At 46.3% G+C, this 12728-nt stretch carries 12 protein-coding genes; 5 read left to right on the top strand and 7 right to left on the bottom strand.

The annotated features are described in order from the left end of the window. The 4 genes from QTN94_RS07620 to fabB form a co-directional block, all read right to left on the bottom strand. Nucleotides 1–3215, bottom strand: a 3215-nt coding sequence (locus QTN94_RS07620; RefSeq protein ID WP_331427342.1) for a FimV/HubP family polar landmark protein, incomplete at its 3' end; no start/stop codon positions are given. Between the two features lie 200 nt (nt 3216–3415). Beyond that, a complete protein-coding gene (locus tag QTN94_RS07625) occupies nt 3416–4429 on the bottom strand; it encodes an aspartate-semialdehyde dehydrogenase (protein ID WP_138973766.1) in 1014 nt (337 codons plus the stop codon). Beyond that, the gene (locus tag QTN94_RS07630) at nt 4426–5559 is read right to left on the bottom strand and encodes a 4-phosphoerythronate dehydrogenase (protein WP_331427343.1); all 1134 of its coding nucleotides are present in this window, start codon (nt 5557–5559) and stop codon (nt 4426–4428) included. The genes QTN94_RS07625 and QTN94_RS07630 overlap by 4 nt, the downstream gene beginning before the upstream one ends. A gap of 264 nt (nt 5560–5823) precedes the next feature. After that, the gene (fabB, locus tag QTN94_RS07635; RefSeq protein WP_331416408.1) at nt 5824–7035 is read right to left on the bottom strand and encodes a beta-ketoacyl-ACP synthase I; all 1212 of its coding nucleotides are present in this window, start codon (nt 7033–7035) and stop codon (nt 5824–5826) included. Between the two features lie 129 nt (nt 7036–7164). Between fabB and mnmC the strand changes: the two genes are divergently transcribed. Beyond that, nucleotides 7165–9183, top strand: coding sequence for a bifunctional tRNA (5-methylaminomethyl-2-thiouridine)(34)-methyltransferase MnmD/FAD-dependent 5-carboxymethylaminomethyl-2-thiouridine(34) oxidoreductase MnmC (mnmC, locus tag QTN94_RS07640; RefSeq protein WP_331427344.1), 2019 nt, complete (start codon nt 7165–7167; stop codon nt 9181–9183). 66 nt (nt 9184–9249) lie between these two features. Here the strand turns inward: mnmC and QTN94_RS07645 are convergent, their stop codons facing one another. Continuing rightward, nucleotides 9250–9774, bottom strand: coding sequence for an NADPH-dependent FMN reductase (locus tag QTN94_RS07645; RefSeq protein ID WP_331416410.1), 525 nt, complete (start codon nt 9772–9774; stop codon nt 9250–9252). A 135-nt stretch (nt 9775–9909) separates the two neighbouring features. Beyond that, nucleotides 9910–10173, bottom strand: a complete 264-nt coding sequence (locus QTN94_RS07650) for a YfcL family protein (RefSeq protein WP_138973761.1) — start codon at nt 10171–10173, stop codon at nt 9910–9912. Nucleotides 10174–10328: 155 nt separating this feature from the next. On the opposite strand from QTN94_RS07650, the gene QTN94_RS07655 reads away from it, so the two are divergent. Genes QTN94_RS07655 through QTN94_RS07665 form a run of 3 tightly spaced genes read left to right on the top strand, consistent with a single transcriptional unit; the run spans nt 10329 to nt 11321 of the window. Next, nucleotides 10329–10667, top strand: coding sequence for a hypothetical protein (locus QTN94_RS07655; RefSeq protein WP_331427345.1), 339 nt, complete (start codon nt 10329–10331; stop codon nt 10665–10667). A 23-nt stretch (nt 10668–10690) separates the two neighbouring features. Beyond that, complete coding sequence (locus QTN94_RS07660) at nt 10691–11014, top strand: DUF6923 family protein (protein WP_331416412.1); 324 nt, start codon at nt 10691–10693, stop codon at nt 11012–11014. Continuing rightward, on the top strand, nt 10989–11321 hold the full coding sequence (locus QTN94_RS07665) for a hypothetical protein (protein WP_331427346.1): 333 nt from the start codon (nt 10989–10991) through the stop codon (nt 11319–11321). The genes QTN94_RS07660 and QTN94_RS07665 overlap by 26 nt, the downstream gene beginning before the upstream one ends. 7 nt (nt 11322–11328) lie before the next feature. On the opposite strand, the gene QTN94_RS07670 is transcribed toward QTN94_RS07665, so the two are convergent. After that, entirely contained in the window at nt 11329–11859 is a 531-nt protein-coding gene (locus tag QTN94_RS07670) for an elongation factor P hydroxylase (RefSeq protein WP_138973760.1), read from the bottom strand. Nucleotides 11860–12079: 220 nt separating this feature from the next. On the opposite strand from QTN94_RS07670, the gene QTN94_RS07675 reads away from it, so the two are divergent. Further along, nucleotides 12080–12703 (top strand): trimeric intracellular cation channel family protein, encoded by a 624-nt coding sequence (locus tag QTN94_RS07675; protein ID WP_138973759.1) that lies wholly within the window; start codon nt 12080–12082, stop codon nt 12701–12703. Nucleotides 12704–12728 lie beyond the last annotated feature (25 nt).

Genomic DNA, 12728 nt, shown 5'->3' on the forward strand with positions numbered 1-12728 from the left:
TCACTGTATTCCGGCAGCTCAAGCTCATCGAACGCCATGGCTGGCTCTTCCAGCGACGGCTCTTCAACAGACTCAGCAACAAGCGCTTCAGGTTCGAGTGCTGGGGCTTCTGCCACATCAGCCAATGCCTCTTCCTCACCAAACTCTGGCAAGTCTAGGTCATCCAACTCGAACGCTTCATCTTCTGCTTGCGGCTCTGTGAGCTGTTGTGCAGGTTCTGCATCGGCTAGTGCATTTTGTTCTGTTTCCAGCTCATCATGCTGCGCAATATCGGCTAGATCTAACTCTTCCTGCTCGATATTTTCATCCGCAGAAAGTGAAGCCAGCACATCTCCCGACTGGATGGTTTCTGGTTGCCCATCATCAATTAACCAATCATCATCTTGTGGAATGCCAAATTCATTCTCGATAGCTTCTGGCATTGGTGCGCTGGACTCTTTTGGAGTCTCTGAAGTCTCTGAAGTCTCTGAAGTCTCTGAAGTCTCTGAAGTCTCTGAAGTCTCTGAAGTCTCTGAAGTCTCTTTTAGTGTTTCGTTAAGCTCCTGCTGCGCAAGTACATCTTCTTGCTCAATTTGCGGCTGTTCTGATCCCGCTTCAGACTCAAACTCATCGAGTTCAACCCTAGGTTGTTGCTCAACGCTGACGGTCTCTTGTTCTGGAGTGTGACCTTCAACTTCGTCAATCGCAGACGTCAGCCAATCATCTTCTTCATCAGAGTCTTGTTCATCAAAGTCTTGTTCATCAGACGTCACTTCCGCCGCGTCAGTAACCGCAGATTCACCAACAGGATCCAGTTCGGATTCCAGCGCTTCATCTTCAAGTTCGTCGATATCAAATTGTGGGTTTTCGACTTCCTCAATGGCTGACGTTAACCAATCATCTTCTGGCTCTGGCTCTGGCTCTGGCTCTGGCTCTGGCTCTGGCTCTGGCTCTGGTTCAGGCTCAGATATCTGCTGTTCAGTGTCAATAGTGACATCATCCACAAGCTGAGGTTCTTGCAAGTCATCTAGGTCTAACTCATCAAGTAACGGATCCGCTTCAGGAGCAGAGTTGATCATGTCATCAATAAAATCATTGCTAGAGAAGACTTTTTCAACTTGTGGCTCTACAACTGTCTCTTCTGCTAGAACGTCTGATTGCGCCTCAACCTCGGTGCTCTCAATTTCAAGTAGCTGCTCAAACAGGTCAGTCGCGTCGTCACCCAGTTCGTATTCAGTCTTGGATGAATCTGATTCGACAAGCTCCTCAATCAGTTCGGTGCTTTGTGAAAGATTCACCTCTTCCGTATCTAGGTCTCCGCCAATCAGTTCATCAAGCTCAGCATCTAGGTCAAACTCATCTTCACCCTCAGCACCGTCGACGATGTCATCCAGTAAATCCGTGCTGTCTTGCGTAAACTCTTCATCAGCGCCAATCAGTTGATCAAATACATCGGATTGAGTGCTCGGTTGCGGTGCTTCATTCAAGCTATCTTCAACAAGCTCATCGAGCAACTCGGTGCTTTCCGAGCTTATTTCAACACTTTCCTCGTCTAATAACTCATCAAGAAGTGCTGTCTCATCAATGGAATTTGCTTCTAGCGCCTCTAGATCGGCCTGCGCTTCCATCTGAGCAAATATGTCATCAATTTCATCATCAGACGCGAAATTTGGCTCACTCAGGTCTTTACTCGATTCATCACTCAAATCGAACGATTCGGCACCTTCGTCAAGTAAGCTATCGAAATCAAGATCATCGCTGCTCTCGCCCTGCACCTCACTAAATAGGTCATCAAGAAGAGATTGATCCAGTTCCGTTGAGCCGAGATCTTCGCTATCACCATCTCCGGCCAGTAAAGAGTCAAACTCGTCTTGTGAGAATTCACCATCGTCGGATAAGTCAAACCCTTCATCATCGTCTGGGTCATCAATAATGACTTCATCTAAAGCACGTTCCATCTCTTCGAGACCAAGCGCTTTTTCATCGCCATTCACGCTGATGCCATTTGAGCTCATGTCTACATCAGTTAACGACTCGTCAAGATCACCATCATCACCAATTCCGGCAAATGGATCATCTCCATCCTCGCCTTCTAAGTTGAAATCGAGGTCGCTGTCATCTAAGTCAGCAAATACGTTGTCTTCATCAGCCTGTTTGCCATCAATGTCACTGTCGTCACCAAATAGCTGCTCGCTATCCGAGTCACCGAAGAGATCGTCATCCAGCAACAAATCATCATCAATATCATCGTTGAGGGTTTCTGGGACAATCGGTGCCACAGGCTGAACTGGTTGCTGTTCAGCTACGGTTTGTTGAGCGTCTTCTTTCTTACGACGTCCAAGTAACATCACCACAAACAAACCAATTAATAAACCTGGAATGATCGCTAACGCCGCAACCAACCAAGTATTCGAGAATAACTGGTCCATCGCTGAAGGCGCCATTTTCTGCTCTTCAGCCACTCGTTGACGTTCCGCTTCAAGCAGTTTCTCTACTTCATTGCGAATACGGTTTTCGTCGCCCAGTTCATCTTTTAGTACATCGACTTCTGACTGAACTTCAGCAAGCATTAGGCGCAATTTGTGATTTTTTTCTTCGAGTGCAAGTAGCTCAGTTTCAGAGCTTTCAAGCTGGTTTTCTAGAGAACTGACCTGTTTTTGCTTTTCTTGCTCTGCGATAACTTGTAGTTCACTGCCGGTTTCTGTTTGTTCAGGCTTCGTCGCAGATGGCTCAGTGGTCGCTTCTGTCACAGGTGGACGAGCAGTAACCGTAGGTTTTACCTTCTCAGCGGTGACTGGGGTAACGTTTTTGCCCAAACGTGCTTGATGAGAAGCCATGACATTAACGGCTTCTTGCTTGCTTACAGCGCGAACCTGTTCTAAAGATGGGATACGAATGGTACTGCTTGGAATAAGCTCATGGATATTCTGATTGTCAAACGCTTGAGGGTTTAATTGAAAAATGGCGTAAAGCGTTTGTTGCACAGTCACCGACGGAGAAGGACGCAACTGCGTAGCAATACTCCAAAGTGTTTCCTGCTCAGAAGTGGGGCCATAAAAACGAGAAGGCTCGGTTGTAGCGCGTGAATTACGTGAAAGAGGCTCTGAGAACTGGGGAGATGACTGGATCTCGCCGTTAGGCCCTTTAAGGCGAATGCTCTCCGCGCTTACTGGCGATGTTTGAGTCACGGCAACTATTGCTAATGGCAATAATAGACGCTGTAGTAGTCGACGCATATAAGGCTCAGCTATGTGCTCAATTAAATAAAATACAATGATCTGTTAAATATATCGGATAAACCCACCAAAACTATAGGTATAGAGGTAAAAAATGTGTGTCCAACGCCATATTCGCATTAATCTCACATAAATTTTCTCGATTCGATTAAAAAAGCCCCACTTGAAAGCGAGGCTTCAATAACAATCTAATTTCGAGATCAGTAGTAATCGCGAATCAAGACTTCAGCAATCTGAACAGCATTGGTCGCTGCACCTTTTCTAACATTGTCAGCAACAACCCATAGGTTTACACCACTATGGTGGCTAATGTCGTTACGGATACGGCCAACCATGACGTGATCTTTACCACCAGCGTCGCGAACTTGAGTCGGGAAATCTTCACCTTGGAATACTTCTACGCCTTCCGTTTGTTCCAATAGGTTAATCACCTCTTGAGCATCAATTGGCGCACAAGTTTCAACGTGAATGGCTTCCGCGTGACCGTAAAAGACAGGTACACGAACACAAGTTGGGTTCACGGTAATCGCTGGGTCATTGAAGATTTTCTGGGTTTCCCACACCATCTTCATCTCTTCACGGGTGTAACCATTTTCCATGAACTGATCAATCTGTGGGATACAGTTGAATGCGATTTGCTGTGAAAATTCACTGTTCTCAGCTGGCATACCGTTAAGCAGTTTTGCCGTTTGACCAGCGAGTTCATCAATGCCAGCTTTACCCGCACCAGAAACTGACTGATAAGTCGATACGTTAATACGCTCAATACCAACCGCATCATGAATTGGCTTCAGAGCTACCAGCATTTGAATCGTTGAGCAATTTGGGTTGGCGATAATATTGCGGTTACGAAACTCTGCAATGGCTTCAGGGTTCACTTCAGGTACAACAAGTGGGATATCGTACTCATAACGGAACTGTGACGTATTATCGATCACAATTACACCTTCGTCCGCTGCAATCGGAGCCCATTTTGCCGACAGTTCACCACCGGCAGAGAATAAAGCGATATGAGCTTGTGACCAGTCAAATTCTTCGACGTTTTGCACACGTACGGTTTTACCGTTAAAACGGTAAGTCTTTCCTTCACTGCGTTCACTGGCTAGCAGATATAGCTCACCGACTGGAAACTTGCGCTCTTGTAGCACTTCTAAAATAGTTTCACCGACCGCGCCGGTCGCACCTAATACGGCAACGTTATATTGTTGGCTCATTGACTTACCTCAACCTGAAAACCTAATTTTTCTAGGGGTGATAAACGACAACTGTCATCACCGACTAATGTGACGGCACTGTATTCTCGACGATCCCAGTAGTTCTTACGCATCAGGTCGAATGAACCTGGCTGACTGATCTCGCGACGGAATAAGGCGTCATCTTTACGCACATCGTAGACGAGCTGAGTGATGTTATGCAGCGTAGCTTCATCCCAATCACGATCCAATACCAGCTTAGGTACAGGAGCGGTTGGCAGCAAGTCACTGGCGTGCGCACGTAATTCGTTATCTAAGAACTCACAGTAGCTATTGAAAATCATCGTTGTTCCGCGAGCTTTGCCCTCTAGACCATACCCAGCGACATGAGGGGTTGCGAATGCTAGCAGAGGCAGAAGCTCCATATCAACCTCTGGCTCAAATTCAAACACATCTAACGCTGCAATAAAGCCATCGTTGCGCTGTAAACGTGCTTTTAGAGCCGAATTGTCAACGACTGGACCACGAGCGGCATTGATTAAAATTTGGTCACCGCGTAACGTATTGAGGACTTCTTCATCGATCAAATGATGAGTAGGATGCTTGCCACCCCGAGTAATCGGTGTGTGGAGAGTAATGATATCGGCTTGACTCAACAGCGCCTCAAGAGGTGTAAACTGACGCGAATCCCCCGCATCTTGCTTAGGTGGATCGTTAATCAATACCTTGATTCCTACACCTTGCAAACATTGTTGCAAGTAACTGCCAACCTGCCCGGCACCAATGATACCAACCGTTTTATCAAAAACAGAAAAACCGTGTTGTTGAGCCAGTACCATCATGACACTGAACGCGTATTCTGCGACCCCTACTTTGTTACAACCCGGTGCCGCGGTGAAAAATATTCCTCGCTCTCGAAGTAAATCCTGATCAACATGGTCCATCCCCGCGGTTGCCGTCCCGACAAATTTGAGTTTGTTCGCTTTTGATAGCAGTTTTGCGTTGACCTTAGTAACAGAACGAATCATCAAGGCGTCGACATCGACAAGGTCATCTTCAGTTAGTGTACGACCAGATTTTAGAACCACTTCGCCAAGCTGGCTAAAAAGCTGCTCTGCATAAGGCATATTTTCATCAATAAGGATTTTCATCTGTCTGTAGAGTGGGGTTGAATTGCAATGGGATTGATTGTGCAGAAAAGGCTCCTCAGTGTCGAGGTAATAATGCACTCAGGTAGCGATAAAGGGTAAAGAGAAAAATGCCCGGCTAAATAGCTGGGCAATAGTCCAGAACAAAAGGATCTTAACCCGCTCTCCATGGGCTAAAGTCTGCGTCTGTTAGGCTAACCTTTACTAATAAAGATTAGCCAGCTCTGGAAACTGGATTGCGAAGCATCATCTGCTCAGCAAATTCAGCTAGCCTTGGTACTTCTTGATCACTAATGTTGCGTTCGTACCACCAAAGCCAAAACTGTTTGACATCACGGTCGTTAGCTCGACATCACGCTTTTCAGTCACGATATCTAGGCCCTTAGCCGCTTCATCTAAATTAGCAATGTTAATGCTTGGAGCGATGAAATCATTGGTCAGCATTAACGTTGAGTAAATTGCTTCGTGCACACCAGCAGCACCTAGTGCGTGACCTGTCATTGCTTTAGTTGCAGAAATAGCTGGGCTGTTGTTACCGAATAGATCTTGGATTGCACCCAGTTCTTTAACGTCACCAACTGGTGTTGATGTGCCGTGTGTGTTGACGTAGTCAATAACATCCACATCTTGCATCGCCATTTTCATACAACGCACTGCGCCTTCACCAGAAGGAGCAACCATGTCATAACCGTCTGAAGTCGCGCCATAGCCTACGATTTCACCGTAGATTTTCGCGCCGCGTGCTAATGCGTGTTCGAGTTCTTCGATCACCATCATGCCACCGCCGCCAGAGATAACAAAACCGTCACGGTCAGCATCGTAAGTACGAGAAGCTTGGTCTGGAGTCTCGTTGTACTTAGTCGATAGTGCTCCCATAGCATCAAACATCATAGTTTGAGACCAATCTAGTTCTTCACCACCACCAGCAAAAACGATGTCTTGTTTGCCTAGTTGGATAAGCTCCATCGCATGACCAATACAGTGTGCTGACGTCGCACACGCAGAACTCATAGAGTAGTTCACGCCACGGATTTTAAATGGTGTCGCCAAACACGCAGATACGGTTGAAGACATAGTACGAGGTACCATATATGGACCAACACGTTTCACGCCTTTTTCACGCATAGTGTCAGTTGCGACAGTTTGGTTTAGTGCCGATGCACCGCCAGAACCTGCAACAATACCAGTACGGTCGTTAGATACCTGTTCGTCGGTTAAACCTGCATCTTCAATTGCTTGCTGCATTGATAGGTATGCATAAGCAGCCGCATCACCCATAAAGCGCATCTGTTTACGGTCAATGTGTTCTGCTGGGTTAATCTTTAAGTCACCCCAAACCTGAGAACGTAGGCCGTGTTCTTTAAACTGCTCAGAGGCAGTAATACCAGATTTACCTGCTTTAAGAGACGCTAAAACTTCTTCGACGTTGTTACCGATACTTGAAACAATACCCATACCGGTGATTACGACTCGTTTCATTATGACATTCCTATAATTCAAAAATCCGCCTGATAATAACTAAGATAGCGGGGAAAAGTGGTCAGCTTTCCTCTAAAACCGTACAATTGCAATCATATTATCGTCTTTATTCACATTATTTCCGACACTATGACCTCGATTACTAATGCCCAACTAGGCTGGAACGAAGCTGGAACCCCTGTTTCCGACCAGTTTGATGATGTCTATTTCTCCAACGTCAATGGACTAGAAGAGACTCGCTACGTGTTCTTACACCAGAATCATCTGCCACAAAGATGGCAAGAATGTGATCAACGTAGATTTGTCATCGCAGAGACTGGCTTCGGAACTGGACTTAATTTCTTAGCCGTTTGGCAATGGTTTGCTCAATTTAGGCAACAAAATCCAACTTCGCCATTACAAGAGCTGCATTTCGTGAGCTTTGAAAAATATCCGTTGAGTAAAAACGATCTCATCAAGGCTCACCAATCGTGGCCTGAACTGGCAGAGTATGCGGAAAAGCTGCAAAAACACTACCCTATCGCGGTACCAGAATGTCATCGAATTGTACTAGACGATGGAGCTATAACGCTTGATTTATGGTTTGGTGACATTAAAGATTGCATGCCAAAAGTGCCTGTTTCTGAGCAAGGTCTCGTCGACGCTTGGTTCTTAGATGGGTTCGCACCAAGCAAAAACCCAGAAATGTGGAACCAAGACTTATTTAACGGTATGGCAAAATTAGCGAAACGTGATTGTACTTGCGCGACATTCACGGCTGCGGGTTTTGTACGTCGAGGTCTCATTGAAGCGGGCTTCGCAATGAAGAAAGTCAAAGGCTTTGGCACCAAACGAGAGATGATCGCGGGCGCACTTTTAGAGAAGCAGCCACACACGAACATGATACCTTGGTTTGCTCGTCAGCCAAGTCAGAGTGGTGAATCCGTCGCTATTATTGGTGGTGGCATCGCCAGTGCCACACTTGCCACTACCCTTGTCCGACGCGGAAAAAAAGTCACGCTCTACTGTCAAGATAGTGCACCTGCTGAAGGCGCTTCAGGAAATCGACAAGGCGCAGTCTATCCTTTACTGAATGGTACACACGAAGGCGTGTCCCGAGTATTTGCGCCAGCATTCTTGTTTGCCCGTCAATTTGTTGAACAAGCTGCACAGCAAATAGAGTTTGACCACCAATGGTGTGGTGTAACGCAGCTAATGTGGGATCAAACAACCAACGTTAAGCTTAACAAAATGCTTGAAGGTAACTTTGATAGTCAGCTCATTCGTAAACTCGATGCTCAACAGACCAACGACGTTGTTGGCCTTCCTCTCGATATGGAAAGCGTTCACTACCCGCTTGGTGGTTGGTTAAGCCCTGCTCAGCTAACCAAAGGGTTACTGGATAAACTCGCGGAAAACCCTTTATTTGCCTCTTACTTCAACTGCAAAATTGAACAGCTAGACTGGCAGGAAGATTCCCAGAGCTGGACTTTGGTAAGTCATAACGCGTCATTCCAACACGATACCGTCGTCATTGCCAACGGCCATCTGTTTGACCAATTTACTCAAGCTGCGCATGTCCCATTAGGGAAGGTCAAAGGTCAAGTCAGTCACATTCCAACGACAGAGACGCTGGAGAAACTCAAGACCGTATTGTGCTATGACGGCTACATGACCCCCATGAACCCGAATAACCGCCATCACTGCATTGGCGCTAGCTATGATCGCTCTCATCTCAACAATGAGTTTGACCCTGTGGCGCAACAAGACAATGGTGACAAACTGCGCAAATGCGTACCAAACCAAGCTTGGCCACTCCAAGTTGATACGTCATCGAATCAGTCGCGTCAGGGCATACGCTGTGTAAGTCGAGACCATCTGCCATTTGTTGGCAACCTTGGTCAGTTTGAAAAAATCAAAGCTTGCTATCAAAACCTTCAACAAACAACAATTGATAGTGCTGAACAAGTACCACAATATCCAAACTTGTTCTGCCTATTAGGTTTAGGCTCACGAGGGCTAAGTTCAGCGCCGCTGCTAGCGGAAACGCTCGCCTCTCAGATCTGTGGTGATCCGCTGCCTCTACCTGTGGATGTTTTGGAAAGCTTACACCCTAGTCGAATGTGGGTTCGCAAATTGAGAAAAGGGAAAGCCATTACGGAACTGTAATTAGCCTCAGAACAAAAAAACGCAGTCTCTTACACTGCGTTTTTTATCTGTAGTCACTGAGCTTGGTTAGGCTAGCTTAGCAACCGCGGCTTTGATTTCATCTGCAATGTCTTGGTTGGTAATCGCCGCAGTTTCAAAGTCAAAGTTATCATAGAAACTTGGGACGGATACCGACGCCTTCACATCAGCACCAAAGTAAGGAGCCGAAGCTGTGGCGGCAGCAAGAACCGTTTGTGCACCACCAGGGCCAGGAGATGTCGCCAAGTAAACAACGGGCTTGTTTTGGAACACACTGCGATCAATGCGAGTCGCCCAGTCAAATAGGTTTTTGTATGCCGCTGGGTAGTAGCCATTATGTTCAGCATAAGAGACAACAATGGCATCCGCTTCAGCAAGATCAGCGAGAAACTCTCTTGCGCCTTCAGCTTGTCCAATTTCTTTTTCTTTGTCTTCACTAAACATCGGAACTGAATAATTGTTGATGTCTAAGACTTGTACCTGCGCACCTTCCACTTGTTGAGCGGCATAGGTTGCTAACGCTTTGTTGATTGATGTTGAACTGTTTGATGCCCCAAATGCTATGATCTTCATAACTGCTATCCTGTTGTGTCTCAGTATGAGCACTAGAATATCGAGCAGCCAATCACGCAACAAGCGCAAAAATACAAAGAGATTGTTCGAAAAATTCGAACAACCTCTTAGACGATAGATTGACGTCGCCGTTGGTTAAGCGTTGTTTACCAGCTCTAACCACAAATCATTGACTATAATACGGTCTGCCGGCGTCAGCTCCGAACGTGCTGCATCCAAACTTTCCTGAATACGACTCTTTAATGTTTCCACATCATTAATGCCATCTTCTTCGCACGAAGCGGCAGAAAGCGAAATATGACCACGCAGATAACCACCAGCAAAAAGTTCATCATCTGACGCCGTCGAAATACGTGCATCTATTAGCTCAAGTAGCTGCTCTTCAAATTCAATAATCATTTTGCGATGTCGCCTAATCAGTTTGCTTCTCAAAAAGAGCGCCAAGCTTCTCACATTGAGAATTTCAACGCAAACCCTATATACAGCAAGGCCTGATAGTGTGGCATGAACAATGCAGTTTCCCTTATATCGCTCAGCCAAAACAGGGAATGACAATGAAATTAAAACGTATAAATCAGCGCTTCCTACTACTCTTTGCATGTTGTAGCTACAGCATTTATTACGCGCCATCCAGCCACGCTGGAGACGTCAGCTTTGGTGAATGTCCCACTGAGGCATTCCTTATCCAAAACCCCACAGGAACTCCCGTCGCGTTTGGTGTGAACATCGATTTAGGCAGTTATCGCGTCATGCCCTCTACTCTGGGTTTAGCCAATCTAAATGGGATAGGTTTTAGTGAACATGACCGATTCATTTATGGCTGGGACTATGATGTTAATGGCGAACTCGGAACGCTCGCATCGACGCCAACAATAACCTTGCCTATAGCCTAGACGCCGACGGTTATCTCTGGGTCGTGGATGCTACACAAGGCACTGCCACGCGTATGAATCAGGTGCTCAATGAAGCTCAACTTGGTTTCAACTTTACCTTCGGTGCGATTTACTTTGATGTGGATGGATACCTCTACGCCAGTAATAACAGCAATGGCTATATTTTCAAAGTCACCCTGAACAATCCTCATATACCAGGGACGTCAGACTACTCGTCATGGCAGCCTAGTGCGAACCTGACTGCTTACGGTCCATCAAGTAATTCGAATGATGGTGCTCGATGTGCGTCAGCGCCTGTCGAAGCCGCAGAGTTGACCGACTTTGGCGACGCACCAGGTGGAAGCTAACGACAACAGTCTCAAATCTGTCTATAGCGTTGATGTCGATGTCATTCTGAGCCAACTGGCTGACAAGCAGGCCTATATATCGATATGCGACAATAGCTTCGCTCAGGGTGATGCTGACCTCGTCGACTACGAGAGCTGTTTGGCCAAATCATCGTTGACTGCGGGGCTGGCAGAATTCGATTTAAGAGTAGTCAATCATTGCGACTCACTGATTTCCGTCATTTGGGTGATGGAGCCGGATCAGACTCCACTCGTCTACACGTTCGACTACAGCGGCCAGAAAAAGAATACTTGGCTTATTCAGTAGCGTTAGGCTACTTAACTTCAAACTGCGCAGGCGTGAGTTCCGCGATACTGTAGAATTCACGTAGCGCATCAGACAACATTTGAACTCTGAGCGGTAATCCCACCTGAAGAATTGACATCACCTCAGCGTGAACTTTGGCCATAAACGCCAAACGATCCGGTTCAAAGCTACCATTGAGATTGTCACAACTGACAGTGAACGGAAAGCCTGCACTGGCGGATAATATCCATTCGTATGCTTGCGGGCGGATTTCTACTTTTTCGAATTCAGCTTGCACGGCTTGAGTGCGTCCATCAGGCTCATACCAATAACCAAAATCTTCCACTAAGCGACGCTCTGGCCCAGCCACGCACCAATGGGCAATCTCATGCATTCCTGACGCATAGAAACCACGAGCAAAAATAATGCGATGATAGGGGTAGTCATTGTCAGCAGGAAGATAGATTGGCTCATCTCCCCCTAACTCCAACTTGGTGTTGTATGAGTGAAAAAAAGTCGTGTTAAAGATATTGATTAAGTCTTGATACTCGTGGGTCATAGCTAAATTAACGGGCTGGTACTATCGCGGTCTGCATTCTCTCATTTTTGCTGAAAAATGCAAAACCCTACTTAGTGTATTGATATTAGAAATAGTAATCTGAAAAACGTTTTCGTATTCATAAAAACTCATTCGTCATAGATCACATTTCCCACTACACTCACGCCTTAAATTTCTTCTTCATTGCCGAGCATTTCCGGCCATTTCTTGAGAATTCATTATGCTGCTCAGTGTTTTATATATTATTGGTATCACAGCGGAAGCGATGACGGGAGCACTAAGTGCGGGTCGTCGAAAAATGGATTGGTTTGGAGTCATGCTGGTTGCAAGTGCCACGGCCATCGGTGGCGGCACAGTACGCGATATTCTTCTCGGTCATTACCCACTAGGCTGGGTAAAGAATCCCGAGTTTCTTGCGATCACTTGTATCGCAGGCGTACTGACAACGGGGCTAGCTAAGTGGGTCATTAAACTTAAAGGCCTGTTCATTCGATTGGATGCGCTAGGACTGATCGTTTTTAGTATCATTGGTACCAAAGTGGCAATGGGTATGGGGCATCATGTCTTGATTTGTATGGTATCAGCGCTCGTAACTGGCGTGTTTGGTGGCCTACTGCGTGACCTAATCTGTCGTCAAACACCACTTGTACTGCATGAGGAACTGTACGCATCTGTCGCTCTCGTAGCTTCTGGTTTGTATTTAGGACTTTTAGAGCTCGGCATTGATGATGTGACTGCGACCATTTCAACTCTCGTTGTTGGTTATGTACTTCGTATGGCTGCGGTGCGTTTCAAATGGCGCTTACCTTCATTCAACCTTGAAGCTGAAGGCTCGTTGCACTGATCACGCCAGCAATTCGATAGCCACA

The organism is Vibrio sp. M250220 (assembly GCF_036533795.1).
Lineage (GTDB): Bacteria > Pseudomonadota > Gammaproteobacteria > Enterobacterales > Vibrionaceae > Vibrio.